Origin of the sequence: Pacificibacter sp. (genome assembly GCF_039769035.1) — a bacterium.
GTDB lineage: Bacteria > Pseudomonadota > Alphaproteobacteria > Rhodobacterales > Rhodobacteraceae > Celeribacter.
In genome coordinates this window covers 25,727-45,825 of the sequence record NZ_JBDMZG010000176.1, presented here as the reverse complement: position 1 = coordinate 45,825, position 20,099 = coordinate 25,727, and the positions used below count along the sequence as shown (strand labels likewise).

At 53.0% G+C, this 20,099-nt stretch carries 18 protein-coding genes; 14 read left to right on the top strand and 4 right to left on the bottom strand.

What is annotated here, in order from left to right; genetic code table 11:
* The 5 genes from ABF287_RS14795 to ABF287_RS14775 all read left to right on the top strand — a co-directional run.
* Positions 1-1,279 (top strand): ABC transporter substrate-binding protein (locus tag ABF287_RS14795; protein WP_347185769.1); only part of this gene is annotated, 1,279 nt, incomplete at its 5' end.
* Positions 1,280-1,369: 90 nt separating this feature from the next.
* Complete coding sequence (locus ABF287_RS14790; RefSeq protein WP_347185768.1) at positions 1,370-2,335, top strand: ABC transporter permease; 966 nt, start codon at positions 1,370-1,372, stop codon at positions 2,333-2,335.
* A gap of 9 nt (positions 2,336-2,344) precedes the next feature.
* Positions 2,345-3,247, top strand: a complete 903-nt coding sequence (locus ABF287_RS14785) for an ABC transporter permease (protein WP_347185767.1) — start codon at positions 2,345-2,347, stop codon at positions 3,245-3,247.
* Entirely contained in the window at positions 3,244-4,320 is a 1,077-nt protein-coding gene (locus ABF287_RS14780; protein WP_347185766.1) for an ABC transporter ATP-binding protein, read from the top strand. Before ABF287_RS14785 ends, ABF287_RS14780 begins: the two co-directional genes overlap by 4 nt.
* The gene (locus ABF287_RS14775; RefSeq protein WP_347185765.1) at positions 4,317-5,363 is read left to right on the top strand and encodes an oligopeptide/dipeptide ABC transporter ATP-binding protein; all 1,047 of its coding nucleotides are present in this window, start codon (positions 4,317-4,319) and stop codon (positions 5,361-5,363) included. The genes ABF287_RS14780 and ABF287_RS14775 overlap by 4 nt, the downstream gene beginning before the upstream one ends.
* Before the next feature lie 157 nt (positions 5,364-5,520).
* Here the strand turns inward: ABF287_RS14775 and ABF287_RS14770 are convergent, their stop codons facing one another.
* Positions 5,521-6,327, bottom strand: a complete 807-nt coding sequence (locus tag ABF287_RS14770) for a helix-turn-helix transcriptional regulator (RefSeq protein ID WP_347185764.1) — start codon at positions 6,325-6,327, stop codon at positions 5,521-5,523.
* A 380-nt stretch (positions 6,328-6,707) separates the two neighbouring features.
* Here ABF287_RS14770 and ABF287_RS14765 point away from each other — a divergent pair, with 380 nt between their 5' ends.
* Positions 6,708-7,715, top strand: coding sequence for a 3-keto-5-aminohexanoate cleavage protein (locus ABF287_RS14765; RefSeq protein WP_347185763.1), 1,008 nt, complete (start codon positions 6,708-6,710; stop codon positions 7,713-7,715).
* Between the two features lie 6 nt (positions 7,716-7,721).
* Positions 7,722-9,413 carry an AMP-binding protein gene (locus ABF287_RS14760; RefSeq protein ID WP_347185762.1) on the top strand — a complete coding sequence of 564 codons (1,692 nt, stop codon included), beginning with the start codon at positions 7,722-7,724 and terminating at the stop codon, positions 9,411-9,413.
* A 596-nt stretch (positions 9,414-10,009) separates the two neighbouring features.
* Here the strand turns inward: ABF287_RS14760 and ABF287_RS14755 are convergent.
* Positions 10,010-11,650 (bottom strand): winged helix-turn-helix domain-containing protein, encoded by a 1,641-nt coding sequence (locus tag ABF287_RS14755; protein WP_347185761.1) that lies wholly within the window; start codon positions 11,648-11,650, stop codon positions 10,010-10,012.
* 176 nt (positions 11,651-11,826) lie between these two features.
* Between ABF287_RS14755 and ABF287_RS14750 the strand changes: the two genes are divergently transcribed.
* The 3 genes from ABF287_RS14750 to ABF287_RS14740 are packed head-to-tail and all read left to right on the top strand — an operon-like array spanning position 11,827 to position 14,115.
* Positions 11,827-12,675: a class I SAM-dependent methyltransferase gene (locus tag ABF287_RS14750; protein ID WP_347185760.1), complete on the top strand. Its 849-nt coding sequence runs from the start codon at positions 11,827-11,829 to the stop codon at positions 12,673-12,675.
* Positions 12,676-12,679: 4 nt separating this feature from the next.
* Entirely contained in the window at positions 12,680-13,657 is a 978-nt protein-coding gene (locus ABF287_RS14745; protein WP_347185759.1) for a carbon-nitrogen hydrolase family protein, read from the top strand.
* 26 nt (positions 13,658-13,683) lie between these two features.
* Positions 13,684-14,115 carry a GFA family protein gene (locus ABF287_RS14740; RefSeq protein WP_347185758.1) on the top strand — a complete coding sequence of 144 codons (432 nt, stop codon included), beginning with the start codon at positions 13,684-13,686 and terminating at the stop codon, positions 14,113-14,115.
* 160 nt (positions 14,116-14,275) lie between these two features.
* Here the strand turns inward: ABF287_RS14740 and ABF287_RS14735 are convergent, their stop codons facing one another.
* Positions 14,276-14,908, bottom strand: a complete 633-nt coding sequence (locus ABF287_RS14735) for a tyrosine-type recombinase/integrase (RefSeq protein WP_347185757.1) — start codon at positions 14,906-14,908, stop codon at positions 14,276-14,278.
* A 266-nt stretch (positions 14,909-15,174) separates the two neighbouring features.
* Entirely contained in the window at positions 15,175-15,642 is a 468-nt protein-coding gene (locus ABF287_RS14730; RefSeq protein ID WP_347185756.1) for an Lrp/AsnC family transcriptional regulator, read from the bottom strand.
* 157 nt (positions 15,643-15,799) lie between these two features.
* Between ABF287_RS14730 and ABF287_RS14725 the strand changes: the two genes are divergently transcribed.
* The 4 genes from ABF287_RS14725 to ABF287_RS14710 are packed head-to-tail and all read left to right on the top strand — an operon-like array spanning position 15,800 to position 20,099.
* Positions 15,800-16,978 carry a thiolase family protein gene (locus ABF287_RS14725; RefSeq protein ID WP_347185755.1) on the top strand — a complete coding sequence of 393 codons (1,179 nt, stop codon included), beginning with the start codon at positions 15,800-15,802 and terminating at the stop codon, positions 16,976-16,978.
* Between the two features lie 3 nt (positions 16,979-16,981).
* The gene (locus ABF287_RS14720; protein ID WP_347185754.1) at positions 16,982-18,124 is read left to right on the top strand and encodes an acyl-CoA dehydrogenase family protein; all 1,143 of its coding nucleotides are present in this window, start codon (positions 16,982-16,984) and stop codon (positions 18,122-18,124) included.
* Positions 18,121-18,870, top strand: a complete 750-nt coding sequence (locus ABF287_RS14715; RefSeq protein ID WP_347185753.1) for an SDR family NAD(P)-dependent oxidoreductase — start codon at positions 18,121-18,123, stop codon at positions 18,868-18,870. The genes ABF287_RS14720 and ABF287_RS14715 overlap by 4 nt, the downstream gene beginning before the upstream one ends.
* Positions 18,867-20,099: a thiamine pyrophosphate-dependent enzyme gene (locus tag ABF287_RS14710; protein ID WP_347185752.1), complete on the top strand. Its 1,233-nt coding sequence runs from the start codon at positions 18,867-18,869 to the stop codon at positions 20,097-20,099. Before ABF287_RS14715 ends, ABF287_RS14710 begins: the two co-directional genes overlap by 4 nt.

The following is a 20,099-nucleotide window of genomic DNA, read 5'->3' as shown; positions in this document are numbered from 1 at the left end:
CCTGCGTCGTAACGGCTCTAAGTGGTGTGACGAAGAGTATAGCGAACGCGCAGCTGCGCAACGCGCCCTTATCAATCCAGAAGAACGCGTCGAGGCGGTTCACGCGCTTCAGCAAGAGTTTGTCGAAGAAATGCCATTCTTCCCAGTCATCAACCGGATCAACGGGATTGTCTATAACTCAGACAAATGGGCCAACGTTACGAGCCCCGAACCTGTTGCTGCGCACGAAGAATTGGTTAACCCATGGCTTCAGGCGACACCGCTTACAGAGGACCGCTGGCTCGATTGGGCCTATTTCGAGGATGTAAGTACTTACAATCCTTTGGCCGAGGAAAGCGCGGTCGGTTGGATGCGTTTCATCTATGACACTTTTGCTAAGAACAACTCGGACGGGCAAACTGTTCCTTGGGCTGCGGCAAGCTGGGAGTGGACGAATGACACGACTGTGGACGTCAAACTCCGCGAAGGCATGACTTTCCATGATGGTGAAGCTGTGACGGCTGAGGATGCTGTATATACGATCAACACCATTGTTGACCTACAGCCACCGGCGGTATCGTCTCGGACCTCAAACATCGTCAACGCTGAGAAAGTCGACGACCTGACGTTCCGGATCAATCTAGAAAAACCAGATGCAGCCTTTGAAATGACTGTGCTGACTTATATGTTTATTTTGCCTGAACATATTTGGTCTGCGCATGACGGCGATCTTCTGGAATGGGATGTTGTGGCAGACAAAGCCGTGATCGGAAGCGGCCCGTTTAGTTTCCAAACATGGCGTCCAAATGAAGTGCACGAACTTGCGACGTTTGCTGACCACTGGGAAGCTGCTGATTACGATGGTATCCGCCGCCTCGCTCTTGGTCAGGCCGATGCAATTCGCGCCGCCATGTCAGATGGCACAGGTGACATCGCGACGACCGTATTGCCGGTGGCCTCTATGTCCGACTTGGCCGCACAAGAAGACAGCATCGAGTTCATCGAAGTGCCATCCCACGGTACGCTTTACGTCTGGGGCAATAACGAAAGTGGTCCGTTCAGTGACCGTGCGTTCCGCCGCGCGATCCGGACCGCCAGCGATAAGAACCGCGTCATGATTGAAGGGTGGCAAGGGTTTGCCGTGCCGGCTGCCGAGGGTCCTGTGCCAAGCGCTCTTGGTCGGTGGTATAATTCAGAGATCGAAGCAATCGACTTTGATATCCAAGCCGCGAGATCAATCTTGGAGGAAGCCGGTTACGGCTGGGATGCACAAGGCAATCTCCACTTTCCGGTAAACTAAGACCTCAACAAAACTGTATGGGCTGTCCCCCCTTTTCGTGGGGGGACAGTACCACTTTCTTTTACGTAACACGAACTTTGGGAAGCGATTATGCGCGCTTACATCATCCGCAGACTAATCCAATCGATATTGGTTATTTTCGCGGTCACTACGATTATGTTTTTCATGTTTCGGATCGTTCCAGCCGACCCAACCGCAATGATGGTTGAGCGGGGAATGTCGGAAGAAGCCCGCCAAGCCCTCTTGGAGCGTTGGGGGCTGACAGGCTCTCTTTGGGATCAATATTTGCGTTATATTGGCGGCCTCGTAGTCGGCGATTTCGGGGACAGTTTCTTCTATCGCCAACCGGTATGGGACGTCCTTGTGCCACGCATTGTGAACTCCTTGTGGATCGCTTTGCCCGGGTTGTTACTTGGGGCGCTGATCGGTTCGGGCTTGGGCATGATTGTGGGCTGGTCTCGCCGAGGTGGGGTCATCGAACGGTCTGGCGTCCTTGGTGCGACGATCATCCGCGGCACACCAAGCTTCATTTTGGGGATTGCTCTCTTGGCGATTTTCTCAAGCTGGCTCGGCTGGCTGCCTGGCTTTGGTATGGGGGATTCTCATGGCAAAGAAGGGTGGGCGCGCTTCTTGCAGGTCGAATTCTTCATCCATCTCATTTTGCCCGTTTTGGCCGTCATCATCTATTTTCTGCCCGAGAACCTGCTTCTTATGCGTTCCGGTGTCGTCGAGAATAAACACGAGGATTATATTGAACTGGTACGTGCGAAGGGTGTCTCTGAAAAACGTGTTGCTTGGCACGCTGGGCGGAACTCGTTGCTTCCATTGATCACGTGGTTGTTCCCTGCTTTGGCGGAAACAATTGCTGGCATTGTCGTCATCGAAATCGTCTTTAGCTGGCCTGGAATTGGCCGCGAGTTGGTTCTTGCCGTGACACGTCAGGATTTCCCGCTTGCGCAGGCTGCGTTCTTCCTAATGGCGGTGATGATCGTGTTGGCAAATCTTGCCGCTGACCTTGCCTACGGGAAACTCGACCCACGCGTCGTCTATAAATAAGAGCATCTCATGCAAAACTTAACGAAAACAACTTCTTCGCGGCAACGCTATTCATGGTTAACAGGTCCGTTTCAGGCCGTCTTGCGCGACCGGTTTGCCCTCGTAGGATTGATCATTATCGCGATATATGTCCTCATTGCGATCTTCGCGGAATTCATCGCAACACATCCCCCGTTTGAGGCCGCACTGACCGAAACTGGACGGCTCAACCGACTTCAGCCCCCCACAGCTGACCATTGGTTCGGGACCACGACCTTTGGTCACGATGTGTTCTCTCAGTTCATCTTGGGCTTTCGAGTGGCCCTTCTTGTTGGCTTTCTGGGGGCGTTTGCCGTCGGAATTATCTCAACACTTTTCGGTGTAGTCGCAGGCTATTTCGGCGGGATCGTCGACGATGTGCTGATGCGGATCACCGATATTGCATTGTCAATTCCAACGCTTCCCTTTGCCATTGTCGCGGTTGGGCTTCTTGGGCCGAGCATCAACAACACAATTATCGTAATCGTTGTACTTTTCTGGCGAAACGGCGCGCGGATTATCCGGTCTGCGGTGTTGACAGAGCGTGAACGTGTTTACGTCCGTTGGGCCCGCGCGGCTGGCGCATCGCACACGCATGTCATTCTAAAACACATCGTGCCAAACGTGTTCCGCGTCGTGTTTCTCTGGGTGACGATGTCGGTGGCATTCGCCATTCTGACAGAGGCAAGTCTCAGCTTTATCGGCCTTGGAGATCCATCCACGACATCATGGGGTCAAATCCTTAACACAGCCTTTGCAAGCGGCAATCTTCGCACCGCTTGGTGGTGGGTTGTTCCCCCTTCACTTGCTTTGGTGGTGCTCATTTCTGCGCTTTATCTCGTTGGACGCGCATTCGAAGAATATAACAACCCACGTTTGAGAGGCGACAAATGACCAACTCTAAAACGAACCTAGACGCGCGTCTTGAACGCAAACCATCGGTTGAGCTTTCCGTGCGCGATCTTAAGGTGTCTTACCGAACCCGAAACGGATATTTTCATGCCCTTGATGGGATCGACTTTGATCTCCAGCCTGGCAGTGTTCTGGGGCTTGTCGGTGAATCCGGTTGCGGCAAAAGTACGGTCGTTAAGGCACTGATGCGGCTTCTTCCTGAGGGCACAAAGGTCACCGGCGAGGTCAAGCTTGATGGTGATGACCTTCTTGCGATGGGGCAATCTGAACTGCGGGATGTCCGCTGGAACAAAATTTCATTGGTCACACAGAGCGCGATGAACTCGCTTGATCCGGTTGTCTGTATTGGCGATCAGATCGTAGAATCCATCCTTGCTCATGAAAAGGTGAGCAAAGATATCGCATGGGAACGTGCGGAGTCTCTCTTTGAACTTGTGGGCTTGCTGCCGAAACGACTTCACGAATTTCCGCATCAGTTTTCAGGAGGCATGCGCCAACGCGCTGTGATTGCGATGGCGCTGAGCTTGAACGCGGGCCTGTTGCTCGCGGATGAGCCGACGACAGCCTTGGACCCGATCATGCAAGATCAGATTATGGCGAGCATTCGGAAGATCCAAGAAATGCTCAAAAGATCCATGATTTTGGTAACACATGACATCGGGTTGGTGGCTGAAAATTGTGACACCGTTGCGGTGATGTATGCAGGAAAAATCGTCGAGGCAGGTCCTGTTCAAGAGGTTCTGGTTTCGCCTGAGCACCCTTATACGATCGGCTTGCACAACGCCTTTCCTCGGATGCTTGAAGAGGGCCAAGAAAGACCGCCGCTTATCTCGATTGCGGGCAGTCTACCGAACCTTCTTGATCCGCCCAAAGGGTGCCGGTTCCAAAACCGCTGTCCCTTGGCGTCCGAGATATGTTCCGCAGAAGAGCCCACACTGATCCAGAAATCGAACGGCCGTAGGGTCGCCTGTCACCACGTCGACAAGACCGAACAGTTCAGAACAATCGCCAATAAATCCGAAACCTGGGCGATTGGCGCCGGAGACCTCACATGAGAAAGCACAAACTTGGCGACACTGTTGTACAAGCCAAAGATCTTAAGAAACACTTTAACCTGAGCGGTGGTATTATCGCGGCTCTTACGGGTCAGCCGGCGAGAGTGGCGAAGGCGCTTGATGGGATCGATATTTCAATCAGATCAGGCGAAGTCGTTGGCCTGGTCGGAGAGAGTGGATGTGGTAAATCTACACTTGGGATGACGCTTGTTCGGATGCACGAACCAAGCGCAGGCGACATTCAGTTCAAGGGCGAGTCGATCACCGAAATCAAAGGCAACGAGCTAAAGTCCTTTCGATCAAAAGCGCAGATCATCTTTCAAGACCCCTATAGTTCGCTCAACCCGCGTTTGACAATTGGCGAGATTGTCGAAGAACCGCTGAAGATTCATCGCAAAGGCGATCCCGTGTCCCGAAGAGAAAAAGTCCGCGAGGCGCTGACGCATGTGCGTCTGCCCGTCGAAGATTATGAGCACCGCTATCCTGCGGATTTGTCTGGGGGACAACGTCAACGTGTCGCAATTGCACGCGCACTTGTTCTTGATCCGGAATTTATTGTGGCGGATGAACCCGTGTCGATGCTGGACGTTTCTGTGCAGGCTGGCGTTCTGCAGATTCTGGACGAGTTGTCCCAAGACCTTGGGCTCGCGGTGTTGTACATTTCGCATGACATTGCGACGGTTGGATATATCTGCGACAAAATTGCAGTGATGTATCTTGGCCGCGTCGTTGAAATGGGTGCGGTCCAAGACGTGATGCGCCGACCCAAACATCCCTATACTCAAGCCCTTATGCAGGCGATTCCGAATACCGATCCGCTTGTGAATCGCGAACGAGTTGTTCTTGAGGGCGATGTGCCTTCGCCGATCGATACGCCGCGCGGATGCAGGTTCGCGTCTCGCTGCATGCATGTCGATCCGCTATGCGAGGCGCAGGAACCTGATCTTTATCTGGCCGCGGACGATTGTGCCGTGCGGTGTCATTTGTTCGACTTATTGGCTCATCGTCGCCCCAATTCAGAAGGCGAGCAGCTTGCCGTTTAGGGCGGTGGCGAGTTAGGCAAAAGATGCGAATGTTGGTGGGGCAATTTCGAACACGAGATGGTTCGAAATTGCCCCAAAACGTATGTCGAGTGTATCGAGGCCCGCGCGTTAGGAACTCGCTAACCAACTATCAAACGGAATGATTGTAGACCCTGCGTTAGCGTCTCGAGTCCTTTTGAGCGGCATAACTGCTCGGTGTCTTGCCAGTTGCTTTTTTGAACATTTGAGAAAAAGCCGTAAGCGTTTCATACCCAAGGTCACCCGCAATCGTGGTGATTTGTTTCCCTTGGTCTATTTGCAACATAGCAGATGAGATACGAACCTGTTGGCGCCAACTGTTAAAGGACGTCCCGAATTCGGATTGGAAGAGACGAGACAACGTTCGTGTTGAAGCTCCAACCGACTTGGCCCATTCGTCCAGCGTCATCTTGCTGCCAGGATCTTCGATGATTGCTTCACACAGTTTAGAGAGACGTTTGTCGAGATCGGCAGGAAGCGGAAGTTCCCATCGTGACTTGAGAATGCCGTCGAGAACCAATTCTTGAAGCTCCATCCGAACAAGCGACAGAATCTGAGATTTGAACGCAATTGCATCTTGGCTGTCAGCGATATCAAGGCCGCGCAAGATCAATTCTCGCAGCAGAGGATTTACAGAAATGACCTGCTGCTCGGCACTGATTTCGGGGGTTGTTTCGTCATCTCGAAGGTAAACCGTTCGCAGCTCAACATCACTTAGGGCTGTCATTTCATGTTCGATTTCCTTCGGCATCCATAGCCCACGCTGAGGAGGAATGCGCCAGATTTTATCATTTGTGCGCAGTTCCATGATGCCGCTCACCGCATAAATCAACTGTCCTGTTGAATGGCTATGGCGTTCAACAGTGTCCCCGCTTTTAAAGCTCATGGCCAGAATTCGAATGTTAGCTAGACTCCATTTGTCGCTATCTTCTAATTGTTGTTTCATGCCAGTGAGCGTCCTGTGTTCCGCGTCCAAATATACGTAAACAATAACAAATTTCACGCGCGGTGGCTAGTGTCCCGTGGAACCAAATGGTCATACCTCCCCTGACTGACGTGGAAATCTGGCCTGAGAACACATTCAAAATTTAGAGAACCACATCAATCCTCTTTGCCCGATATGGGGCAATTTCACCAAAGTCTTGGTGCCCAAATATTGCTTAGAGTTCCTCGAATTCATGGAAATGGCTGAATTGGAATATTTTTTGACTGCGCACTGCAGAGCAAAGATCTGAACCCGATTCTAGGTTCTCCTAGACCTTGCACCGTGCTTTGCAAACGGCTGGTTCTGGTGCTCGGGGGATATTGAGAAATGGGAGATCGAAGATGGAAAATAACACGATTGTCTGGGACAGAGTAAAGAAGTTCACAGAATCAGAAGGCGCGACAACATATTGGCGCCCGTATGGCTATCCCGAAGTCATGTCGGTTGGCGCAAGCGCAATCTCTGGCGCGGAACAGATGCCACGTTGGGAGAGCCCGCCCAGTGCCGCAATCTCTGTCGCGATCAACGGTGCCTTTTACACCAAGGCCGAAAACCCGAACCAAGCCCAATCGGTTGAGGAAATCCTCCAGTCGGCAAATGAATGCGTTGATGCGGGTGCACAGATCATTCACATCCACGTTCGCGACAAAAAAGGTTACAACGTTCTGGACTATGGGCTGTTCAACGAAGTTCTAGGTGAACTGCGCACGGCGCACCCAAAAATCGCGCTCGATGCATGTCTCGTTGCTGTCGATGGTGATGAAGCAGATGAGATGAAACACGTTCTAGACAACCGTCTTGTGAGCGCAGTGCCGATCAACACAACGGCTTTGATTTTGGGCGACAACCTGTTTGTTAAGCCGCCTCATACGATCATTGAAAAGACGCGTCAGGTTATTGATGCGGGCATGACACCTCAGCTTGCGGTGTACACGGATGGTGATATCGACAATGCGCGTCGTCTCCTGATTGACAGTGGTGTCGTAAAGGGCCCTGTGACGTGGTTGCTGCTTGCTGGTCTGCCTGGTTGTACCCCAATGTATAACCCAGAGAGCATGATCAATGGTCTGGTGCGTCAGGTCGATCTCATTCGCCAAGTGGACCCGGATGCGAACATCGTTGTGTGTGCTGGCGGCCGCGCAAGCTTGCACTTGTCAACGCTTGCCCTTCTTATGGGGCTTCATATTCGCGTTGGGATGGAAGACACCGTTTGGAAGTGGCCGCATAGCGATGAGCTGATTCAGTCAAACCTTGAGGTCTTCCAAATCGCAAAGACAATCTGCGAAGGTCTGGGTCGGGATCTTATGACTGGCGCAGAGTTCAATAAAATGTGCAGTGGCAAAGCGTAGGTTCGAATGACCAATAAAACAATGATCAACGGGTTGCTCTGCAACCCGCTAACACCAACTGGCAATGAGCAACCTCCATTTGGCGAGCACAAAGATGGAAGCTGGATCGTCGACCAAGAGATAAATGAGGTTCTCGAGACAGGGCTGAATTTGTCGCAAGTTTTCAGGGACAAACCTGAAAATTACGATGCTATGATCCGTGCTTCCGCATTGACCTCAGCTGAACGCGAAGCCGTTGTATGTGGCGAGCGGCGAATTAATTGGCGCAACTTTGACGCGATGATCACGAGGGTTGCACATACCTTCATTGAGGCTGGCTTGGCTCCTGGCGACAGAGCCGTGGTGCTGCTCGACAATCGGCTGGAATTTTTGGTCGCGATGCTGGCCTGTATCCGTGCCGGTGGTATCGCTATTCCCTTGGGCACGCGTCTTGGTCCGGCAGATATTGATCACATTCTTTCAGACAGCCGGCCAATTCTTGCAATTTCTGCATCAGAATGGAGCAGCAAGTTTCCAAAAACATCTTCTATCAAAAAGCTCTTTCTTATTGATTCAGACGAAGGGCTCTCTGGCATGTTGGAGTCTGTCAAGACGCTCGGACAGGCACCGATTCCCGCCATTGATGGCTCTGATACGGCCGTCATTATCTATACGTCCGGAACGACAGGAAAACCAAAGGGGGCCTGTCTCACGCATTCCAATTTGGTCCACACCTGTCTGCATTATGTCTACGCGCTTGCAATCGACCGTCCAATAAAAAGCGTACTCGCGATCCCGGGCACACATATCGCGGGTTTCGGGCCATTGATTTCCGTGACGCTTGCCTCGGCGGGTACGATTGTTTTGATGCCCAAGTTTTCTCCAAATGATTTGTTGGAACTCATCGAAACCGAGAACGTCACCTATACCGTTCTCGTGCCCGCGATGTATCAGCTTTTGGTGATGAAGTCGGCAGCTGAAAATTATGATCTAAGTTCATGGATCTATGCCATTTACGGCGGATCGGTGATGTCACCTGCTACGATTGAACGGTTTGGCGAACTCATCCCTGGCCTACGTATGGTAAACGCGTATGGGGCAACGGAAACAACCGCTGTTTGTACCATGATGCCTCCACAACTCACCGAACAAAATTCTTCGAGCGTCGGGTTATCTCTCCACTGTGATGAGATCAAAATCGTTGATCAGGACGGGGTTGAACTTGATTACGGTGAAGCCGGAGAAATCTGGGTGCGCGGTCCGAATGTCAGCCCAGGATACTGGAACAACCCGGCTGCGAACAAAGACGCCTACCATCAAGGCTTTTGGAAAACCGGAGATATCGGAACCATCGATGCGGATGGCTTTGTCTATGTGCATGATCGATTGAAAGATATGATCAATCGGGGTGGATTTAAGGTCTTCAGTGCCGAGGTTGAAAACCAACTATTGAGCCATCACGCCATCGAAGATTGTGCCGTTGTCGGTGTTCCGGACCCCATCTTGGGAGAAAAGGCGTTTGCACTGATTTCCACACAGGACGAGACGCTAAACCACGAAGACATTCGTGATTACCTTCTGCGCCGAATTGCCGACTATAAGGTGCCAGATTACTGGGGTATTTCCAGTGCCGCAATTCCCCGCAACGCCAATGGCAAAGTTCAAAAAGCTGACGTGAGATCAATGGCAATGAAAGCGGTTGAGCGGGCGAGAAAATAGAAGAGCGACAAGACACGTGAGCACATGGACCTGCCGTTCCGGCGACCCGCATGTGCTCACTTCGATGCTATCTGTTTTGCAAAGGCGATGTCGTGTCACCATAACTAAATTCGCTCCTAGTTGGCCAATAGACCATCTGCCATCTGTTGATTTGGAGCGGCCATGTAATTGTTGGGACGATAAACTAAAACACGCACTTGAGCATTGGTAGACTTCTGCGGTTGCGCCCTCCCGCAACCAAATTTATCTGCATAAAGACAAAAACTTAGCCACCTTCGGGTGGTTTTTTTGCGTTAAGGCTGCTCGAGGTCGGTGCTGCTACTTTTATGGGGCTGAGGCACGGTGAAAGCTGCGTAGAACAAAGTGCGGCCTCAAGCATGGCTTGCAGATCATAGATCGCGCCGCCTGTGTTCCGTGCTAAGGGCGGAAAGTGTGAATTCGCTGCAGTTGCAAAGCTTGACCTCAATTCAAGAAGAAGCGAACCTTCAACATAAAACACATGTGTGTTGCGCAGCGAAAGTCTGCTTTGCCCCCAAAGCAGCCGGTCGGTTGAAAAGCGTAGTCGACGCACTGAGACAAAGACCACAGAGGTTCTTTTAAGAGAATCCGACAAGGCGGAGATCTGCCAGAAACCGATCGAGTTGAACTCCTTGGTTCATAGGATAAGTTTCGCTCCAAACTCCAAGGCTGAAGTTGGGATCTAGACCCAAGACTTCCATTGCTTCCCATTCAGCCTCATCCGCGCGATCGAGATTAAGCAAAGTCGCGGCTAAATAGAGATGAGACTCTAGGTTTTCTGGGTTTCGGTTTAGCGCTTCGCTGAGATTGATATGTGCCTGCTCGTAGTCACCCAAGAAATAGTACGCTCGGGCAAGAAGAAGAAAGTAGAGGTAGCCTGCACTTGGATTGATCCGCAGCGCTTCACGCAGAAGTGGGATCGTGTCTTCTGGATTTTCACGATATGTCGCAATTCCACCCAGAAGCGCATAGGCATCAGCAAACCCTGGAGAGATTTTTATGGCTCGATTGAGATGCGTCTCGGCCACTGTGTACTGCCTTTGTTGGGTTTGGACGTACCCGATCACCCAATGCTGCTCGGGCAGGTCGGGCGAGATACCGATCGCAGTCTGGGCAAATTTTAGCGCGTTTTCCAACGCTGCTTGGCCGTCATCGTCCCAACCGTTTCGGTATTCCGCAGCATAGCTGAGCGCGAGCCCGCCATAGGCGCGGGCAAAGGCTTCATCAGCTGCGATTGCGGTTCGAAAAAGCTCCCTTGCACGGGAATTTGTTGCAGCGGTGCGAACGAGAAGCTGGCTTTGACCCCTTAAAAAGAAATCATAGGCGGTCACATTTTCAGTGTAACCACGTGCGCGCCGGGACCTTTCCTCTTCAATAATTGAGTAAGAGATTTCGCTCAGCAGGTTTTTTCGTATTTCGTCCTCTATGGCCAACAGTTCGTCGAAGGGCCTGTCGAATTGAAGCGCCTTGAGGACTTCACCGTCGCCTCCATCAAGCAAACGGGCGACAACCCGCAGACGATCGCCGATGTGAGCAATGCTGCCCTGCAAGATGTAGTCCGGAGGAGGGGACAGTGCATCCCCGCTTTCGAGCACCTGTCGGACGGCAAACTCGGACTGATGGGCCAAGTCATTCAGAACGGTGTCACTGATCCCGAGAGCTAAGTAATCCTGCTCGGGATCACCGCTGACGTTGGCAAATGGCATCACCTTAATAACTGCCTGGGCATTGACAGTTGATTGCTTCTGCTCGGCTGGGTTGCTCAAGGGAAGGACGAGATAGAGCGCGACTCCAAGCACAGCCAAAACCGCCGTAAGGACTCGCAGAATCTTGTGGCCCGACCTTACTAGCCCCGGCTCTCCAACCGCCTCTGAACTGCCTGAAGCAGCATTTGCAGAGACTTCCACTGCAGGAATCAGGCGGTAGCCACGTTTTGGGATTGTCTCGATATACGCCGGGTTACGCGCGTCGTCGCCCAATGCGCGGCGGATCTTAATGATTGCGGCAGTGAGCGAGTCATCCCCCACATGTATGCCAGGCCATACGGCATCCAGCAATTCCTCGCGACTTACAACCTTACCATGCCGCTCAACGAGAAAATGCAGAACAGCCATGGATTTCGGTTCAAGATGAGCTTCCCCCTTCTTGCTCCGAATCTTACCTGTCTCGGTATGAACGCGCGCTTCTCCTAAACGTATTTCAGGCATACGCTCGACCATCTATGGGCGCGCTTTGGAGTCTCCTGTACATGACCACTTTTCCCATTTTTTCAGCACTATAGCCGAAACGTAGCATTTTCTTAGGTTTTTCTTCGGGACGCTTGATGACCGTTTTGCGAATGATGAAGGAACGCCCGGACGAAAGAGATCGAAACGGCACTAGCGAGGAGCGGAAAATGGCCTTTAATGCAGCGACATACAAAGCAACGACACGACAGCAATGGCAGGATGCGGCGGAAGCGTGGAACGCCTGGGGTGGGTTCTTGGCAACCTGGCTGGGTCCAGCGACCGACGTAATGCTCGATATGGCAAAGGTCGGGCAAGGGAGCGCGGTTCTGGATATTGCGGCAGGCGCGGGACAGCAGACGTTGGTTGCGGCGCAGCGCGCGGGTCCATCCGGCCGTATCCTAGCCACTGACATTTCCCCTGATATTCTCGAATACGCACTGGAGAATGCGCGCATCCAAGGGCTGCACAATGTCGAAACACTGGAGGCCGACGGCGAAGATCTTGATGTGGCACCTGACAGCTTTGATGCGGCAATCAGTCGGGTTGGACTCATCTATTTTCCCGATCAGCAAAGGGCATTGACCAACATAATGCGCGCATTGAGGCCAGGCGGCCGGTTTGCAGCGATTGTCTATTCTACGCCAGAGAATAACGGTTTCTTTTCCAAGCCCATTTCCATCATCCGCGACCGCGCGCAATTGCCACCACCTGCCGTCGGTCAACCCGGACCGTTCAGTATTGGGTCACCTGGAGCACTCACCAGCGTGCTGGAGAGCGCCGGTTTTCGCGATATCGAAGAGAAGGTGATTAGCGCTCCAGTCGTTTTCCCGAAAGCAGCCGACTGCCTGCGTTTTGAGCGGGAGTCATTCGGCGCATTGCATCAGATGCTCAGCGGTATTGAGCCCGAAGCGCAGGAAGCGGTTTGGGCCGAAATTGGTGATGCTCTTTCCGAATTTGAGACCGCGGACGGTTTCATTGGACCCTGCGAACTCGTCGTCGCTGCCGGCACCAAGTGAGCAAATGCAAACTCTCGAAAAAATCAATCACTCGAAAGGAAACGATGTGAAACTTTGCGTAATACAGGAACCACCAGTCTATCTCGACCTTGCAAAAACGATGGAGCGCGCTTGTGAACTTATCGGTTCCGCGGCCGCGCAAGGCGCCGAACTGATCGTCTTCCCTGAAGCTTGGTTCCCGGGGTATCCCACGTTCGTTTGGCGTCTAGCGCCAGGTGCCGGAATGGGAAAGTCGGATGAGTTATTTGCTCTTCTTCAGGACAACTCAATTGATCGAATAAATGGTGGGCTTGATCCGCTGAGAGATGCCGCGGCCGAACACGGGGTCGTTCTTGTTGTCGGATATAATGAGCTCGACAGTGGAATGAGTGGCTCGACACTGTTCAACTCATGCGCTGTGATCGATGCCGATGGTTCGATCGTGAACAATCACCGCAAACTGATGCCAACCAACCCCGAACGAATGGTCTGGGGGTTTGGAGATGCGTCAGGTCTTCGGGTTGTAGAGACCGCGGTCGGACGTGTTGGGACCCTTATCTGCTGGGAAAACTACATGCCACTCGCCCGTTTTGCACTCTACGCGCAAGGCATCGACATTCTCTGTGCCCCAACCTGGGACAGCGGTGATACCTGGCTGGCCACGATGCAACATATAGCCCGGGAAGGCGGCTGTTGGGTGGTCGGTTGTGCCACTTCTCTGGAAACGTCCGATATTCCCGAGGGCATCCCGTTCTATGACGAGCTTTTTCCCAACAAGGAGGAGTGGATCAATCCCGGCGACGCCGTAGTCTACAGGCCTTTCGGCGGACAGATGGCCGGACCGATGCACAAGGAAAAGGGTTTTCTGCTCGCTGATCTCGATCCGTCAGAGGCACGCGCCTCCCGACGCAAGTTTGATGCAAGCGGCCACTATGCACGGCCAGACGTCTTCAATCTCACGATTAATCGCAGTCCGTCTCAACCGGCAACGTTCACGGACTGATCCACATCTAGAAAAGGAGGATATCCATGTCGATTCAAATCCATAGAGGACGGTGCTTTTGCGGTGCCGTTGCGATCGAAGTCACCGGCGAGCCCGCAGGCATGGGATACTGCCACTGCGAGAGCTGTCGTCACTGGTCTGCCGGGCCGGTCAATGCCTTTATACTTTGGGAGCCGGACCAAGTCAGGATCACAAAGGGACAGGAGCACGTTCTCCAATACAGCCACACAGAAAACAGTGAGCGAAAATGGTGTGCCAAGTGTGGGGGTCATTTGATGACAGGACATCCGGGTCTTAAGCTGATCGACGTTTATGCCGCCGTAGTTCAAAGCGTCGAGTTCAAACCTGGCATTCACGTGAACTACGCCGAGTCCGTGTTGCCGATGAAAGACGGGCTGCCCAAGATGAAAGACTTTCCTACTGATTTCGGTGGCTCCGGAGAAGTTGTTTCCGAATAGCGGGCAAGACGACCTAAGCAAAAAGAATGGTCATCATCCATCCGCACGCCACTAATTTGGATCCATACAACCTCTGGCTTGCATAACCCCAAAGCAGTCATTCGTTGCTGAATGTTCGAAGGTTCGGTTTGGGGCCGTCCTTGTCGAACGGCCCAAATACTTACATTTCGATCGCTTCGGCTATTGCTAGCGCATCTTCGAGTTCAACGCCCAAATAACGAACTGTGCTATCCATCTTCGTATGCCCCAACAGCAGCTGAACAGCGCGCAAGTTGCCCGTTTTCTTATAGATCTGAGTGACCTTTGTGCGCCGCATCGAATGGGTGCCATAGGCGGTTACTTCCAAACCGATGGATGAAACCCAATCCCGCACGATGCGAGCATACTGGCGCGTGGAGATGTGAAGCCGCTCGTGGAAACGCCCTGGCCAGAGGTATTCGGATCCAACCATCAACGGATCTTCCATCCACTTCGCAACCGAGACGCGGGTGCCTGCAGAAATCTCGAACCGCACCGGTTTTTGGGTTTTGCTTTGCAGCACTGATGCCCGTTCTTTCATCTGTCCGGACGCCATGACATCGGCGACTTTCATACGCACAAGATCACACCCGCGCAGTTTGCTGTCGATTGCCATATTGAATAATGCCAGATCGCGATGGTTTTCAGCAAGTTCCAGCTTGACACGGATCGCCCAGACATGTTTGGGCTTCAGTGGCCGCTTTTGCCCCACGATGCGCCCCTTATTCCAAGCAGGGCGAAGCGCGCGAATGGCCGGTAAGTTTGGTGTTTGCACGACAGTTTCTCCTGTTCGCCACGCCCTCCAACATCGACAACCCGACGTTGACGCTGCACTATATCACAAAATGCTGCGCCGCATCCGAGGTCGGCTTCGAGCCCTCATTTGCCGATACTACAACATGTATGAATATCTGCATCATTTTGAGCCCTTCAGGCCCCGTAGTGGTGTGCTGCTCCAGTCCCTAGTGACTGAAGTAAATTGGCTTCTTATTTTTCTGTTTGACTGTTTGTTGAAGTGCAATCGTGCGCCACGTCTTGTTCCTAGGTGGGGATCAACGCGCTCTGACTGCTCTTAAAGCATCTTAGTGAAAATGAAGATTTTGAGCTGCGGATTCCAGGAACTTTGTAAAGTTTGTTCTTCAAAAATTCTTCGTAACCACGCGTGCCGTCGCACGCAACTTTTACAAAGCAGTCGAGTTCGCCGGATGTTATGTGCACTTCTAAGACTTCGGGGAACTCTGCGATTTGTAGGCAGACATCTTCGAGTTGATAGCCCTCGTGGCGTTCAAGCGTGACCTCTATCAAGACGATTTCCGACTGCCCCAACAGGCGTTGATCCAAAACAGTCGTGTAGCCTTGGATAAGGCCGTCGCTCTCCATCCGCTTTACACGTTGCCAACACGGGCTTGCCGATAGGCCAACTGCCTCGGCGAGTTGGACGTTTGAAAGGCGGCCGTCTTGTTGCAACGCTGCGAGAATCTTCCAGTCAAGTGTATCTATTGGCTTCATGATCTATTTGTAGAAGAAAATTTCTAATAATACAATATTTTTAGATGTTCCTTTTTCATATGGCCAATAATCTCAAATTATTTGAAAGCACATATTTTAAATTTCTTCCTAGAGTGATCCCCAAGAGCCGTGTTCGCGGAGTCAGAGAGGTATCATTTTGTCCGAAGTTATCATCAGCGCTGCAAAACGCACCCCTATCGGGGGGTTCCAAGGATGCTTCTCAGATGTGGAAGCAACGTTTCTCGGGTCGGTCGCAATCAAAGGCGCCCTAGCTCAACTGGGGTCTCATGACTTAACGGTCGATGAGGTTTTGATGGGGAATGTGCTGCCAGCAGGTCTTCGTCAAGCGCCTGCGCGGCAGGCAGCGCTTGGCGCGGGTCTTGGCCACGAGGTTCCTGCAACGGCAATAAGCAAGGTCTGCGGATCGGGCATGAAGGCGGTGTGTCAGGGGTATGATGCAATTTTTGCGAACTCTGCCAAACTTGTCATAGCCGGTGGAATGGAAAGCATGACGCGTGCCCCGTACTTGTCCAAGAACAGCCGGTCCGGTGCCCGTCTTGGTCATAGCCAGCTTGACGACCACATGTTTTTGGATGGGCTTGAGGATGCTTATGACAAAGGCGCGTTGATGGGGGCTTTCGCAGAAGTCTGCGCCACAGAATATCAATTGTCGCGCGAGGCGCAGGATGAATATGCGCTCAGGTCTTTGTCTAGGGCGAATCTTGCCCAGAAAAACGGGGCGTTTGCGCCGGAGATCACTTCTGTAACGGTGACGAACCGCAAGGGTGACGTTGTTGTTGATGGGGACGAACAGCTCAAGTCAGCGCGACCAGACAAAATTCCACTGTTGCGTCCAGCATTTGCCAAAGACGGAACGATTACAGCCGCGAATGCGTCGTCGATTTCTGATGGTGCGGCGGCATTGGTTTTGTCGTCCCGGGACAAGGCGCTTGAAGATGAATTGCCCATGCGTGCGAAAATTGTGGGATGGGCAGGTCATGCGCAGGACCCCAGATGGTTTTCCACGGCTCCAATCCCTGCGACGCAAAAGCTCCTGAGCCGTATTGGATGGTCGATCGACGAGGTCGATTTATGGGAGGTGAACGAAGCGTTTGCGGTTGTCCCAATGGTCTTCATGCACGCGCTCGGCATTCCGATTGAAAAGATGAATGTGAACGGCGGGGCGTGTGCTCTTGGTCACCCCATTGGCGCATCTGGTGCGCGGATCATCGTTACTTTGCTGCACGCCATGGAAGCAAGGGACGCCCAACGTGGCGTGGCCGCAATTTGCATCGGCGGCGGCGAAGGTTTGGCCATTGCGATAGAACGGGAGTGACCAGTGTTTACTGACGAACAAATCCTTATCCAAAATACTGCGCGCAGTTTCTCGCAGGATGTATTGGCGCTGGGCGCAAAAGCGCGTGAAACAAGTCGTGCCATTGAACCTTCGGTGATCGTACAAATGGGTGAACTGGGCCTATTGGGCGTGACCGTGTCGGATGAAAATGGCGGCGTAGGGGCCGACTATGTTTCTTATGCTCTCGCGCTTATGGAAATCGCTGAAGGTGATGGTGCTGTCTCAACAATGATGTCAGTGCACAACGCACCGTTTTGCTCCATTCTCGAAAAGTTTGGCAACGACGCACAGCGCCGCGCGTGGCTTTTACCAGCAGCACAAGGGGCGTTCATTGGTGCCTTTGCTTTGACCGAGGCACACACCGGCTCAGATGCCAAAGCGATCCGAACGCGTGCAGTGCGACGCGGAAACGATTGGGTATTGAACGGCGACAAGCAGTTCATTTCGTCTGCCAAAATTGCTGGTGCAACGATCGTTTTTGCGGTCACCGATCCTGAGGCTGGAAAGGCAGGCACCAGCGCGTTTTATGTGGAGAACACAACCAAGGGCATGGTCGTCGGGCCGCCCGAGGACAAAATGGGACAAAGAGCGTCGGACACCTGCGCCATGCGGTTCGAGGACATGGTTGTCAGCGCTGACAATATGATCGGCGCTGAGGGGCAAGGTCTTGGCATAGCGCTTTCCGCATTGGAAACGGGCCGGATCGGGATCTCTGCTCAGGCCGTTGGGATGGCGCAAGCCGCGCTTAGCTATGCAGTTCAATATGCCGCCGAACGTCAAGCGTTTGGTCGACCGATTTTCGAGCACCAAGCGGTTGGCTTCAAACTGGCGCAGATGGATGTCGAAGTCGAAGCCGCGCGGCAGTTGGTCTTGAACGCTGCGCGTGTCAAAGATTCTGGCGCCCCGTGTTTGCGAGAGGCATCAATCGCCAAACTTTATGCCAGTGAAATGGCTGAGCGGGTCTGTTCCGGCGCTATTCAGGTGTTGGGCGGGTATGGCTACCTTGCTGACCACCCTGTCGAGCGGATCTATCGCGATGCTCGGGTCTGCCAGATTTACGAAGGCACCTCCGAGATCCAGAAAATCAATATTTCCCGTGAATTGGCAAAGAGGTATCAAGCATGAAACTTGAATTAGACACACCCGTTGTTGTCTCTGGTGGCGCATCGGGCCTCGGGGCTGCAGTCGCTTCACATTTCATGTCGTTAGGTGTTCCCGTCGGTGTCATCGACCTGAATACTGACAAAGCACCTAGCGGAGTTGTCTCGGCGCAAGCGGACATCTCCGACGCCGAACAGGTTGCCGCAGCCCTGAAAGAGATCCGAACAAAAAACGGTCAGGAGCGCCTTACAGTCAACTGTGCAGGTATCGCGCCTTCGGCCAAAACTGTTTCTCGTGGGGCCGCTCATGATGCCGTGCTTTACGCCAAGGTTATCAATGTAAACCTCATTGGAACCTTTAACATGGCCAGCCAATCCGCTCTGGGTATGTCGCAAGCCGAACCAATGGACGATGGGGAACGCGGTGTGATTATCAACACAGCCTCGATCGCCGCGTTTGAGGGGCAAATGGGGCAAATTGCATACGCGTCTTCTAAAGGCGGCGTCGCTGCGATGACTTTGCCAATGGCACGTGACATGGCGAAATTAGGCGTGCGGGTTATGGCAATTGCACCAGGCGTGTTTCTGACACCAATGGTGAGCGGCATGCCTCAAGACGTGCAAGACGCGCTCGCAAACATCAGTGAATTCCCGAAACGACTTGGCAGCCCTGACGAATTCGCGCGTTTGGTCGAAAACATCGCAACCAACGTCATGCTCAATGGTGAAATCATCCGCCTTGATGCGGGCACTCGGATGCAAGCAAAATGAACCAATCAAAGCTGACATTCTCGCAACCACCCGCGCGTCCGGGTCAAAGCCCAGACTTTTCCCTGCTGGATATTCCTGCGGCCGGAACTCTGCCTGTGCCGCCTCTTGATCTGGATGCTCAAGGCGCGCGAGACTTTGCAAACGGTCTCATCCGCGTGTTGGACGATGAAGGCAACGCTGTGGGGCCTTGGGCTGACTACGTTGCCAAGTTGGGCGACGACATCTTGCTGCAAGGCCTGCGTGATATGCAGAAGATGCGCGCGATTGATGTGCGGTTGCTGAACGCCCAACGCCAAGGGAAAACGTCGTTTTACCTTCAGTGCACCGGTGAAGAAGCGATCGGCTGTGGATTTCAAAGACAGCTCGCGTCCGGTGACATGAACTTCCCAACCTATCGGCAGCAAAGCCTATTGGTCGCGGCCGATTACCCGCTCGACGCCTTGATGGGGCAAATTTATTCGAACAGCAAAGACCCGCTTGAAGGGCGGCAATTGCCGATCATGCATTCGTCTCGGGATTACGGATTCTTCTCAATCTCAGGCAACCTTGGGACCCAGTTTGTTCAGGCCGTCGGCTGGGCAATGGCCAACGCCCTCACCAGTAACGGTCAGATCGCAGCCGGTTGGATTGGCGACGGCGCAACAGCGTCTAACGATTTCAATTCCGCGCTGTTGTCAGCATCGACTTACCAGCCACCGGTGGTCTTGAACATCGTCAACAATCAGTGGGCCATCTCGACCTATACTGGAGTGGCCAGTGGTAAATCCAAAACATATGCCGATCGCGCGCGCGGGTATGGCCTGCCAGCATTGCGGGTTGACGGCAACGACTATTTGGCTGTCGCAGCCGTGTCCCGTTGGGCCGTGGAACGCACCCGTGCAGGCCATGGGCCAGTTGTCATCGAATGGTTTACATATCGCGCAGCTGCGCATTCTGCTGCCGATGATCCTTCAAGCTACCGCCCCAAAGGAGAAGCCCGTGCATGGCCTTTGGGTGACCCAATCGATCGATTGAAAACGCATTTGATCAACCGCGCCATTTGGAGCGAAGAACGCCATGCACAGATGGAAGCAGAAATGCTGGACGACGTGACAACCGTGCAAAAATCTGTCGAACAATTTGGCACGTTCATCGCCCCCAAGCCAATGTCAAAAGCCGCAACCTTCGAAGGTGTATATGCTGAGATGCCCGAGCACCTGCGCCGCCAACGCCAAGACGCGGGGTTCTAA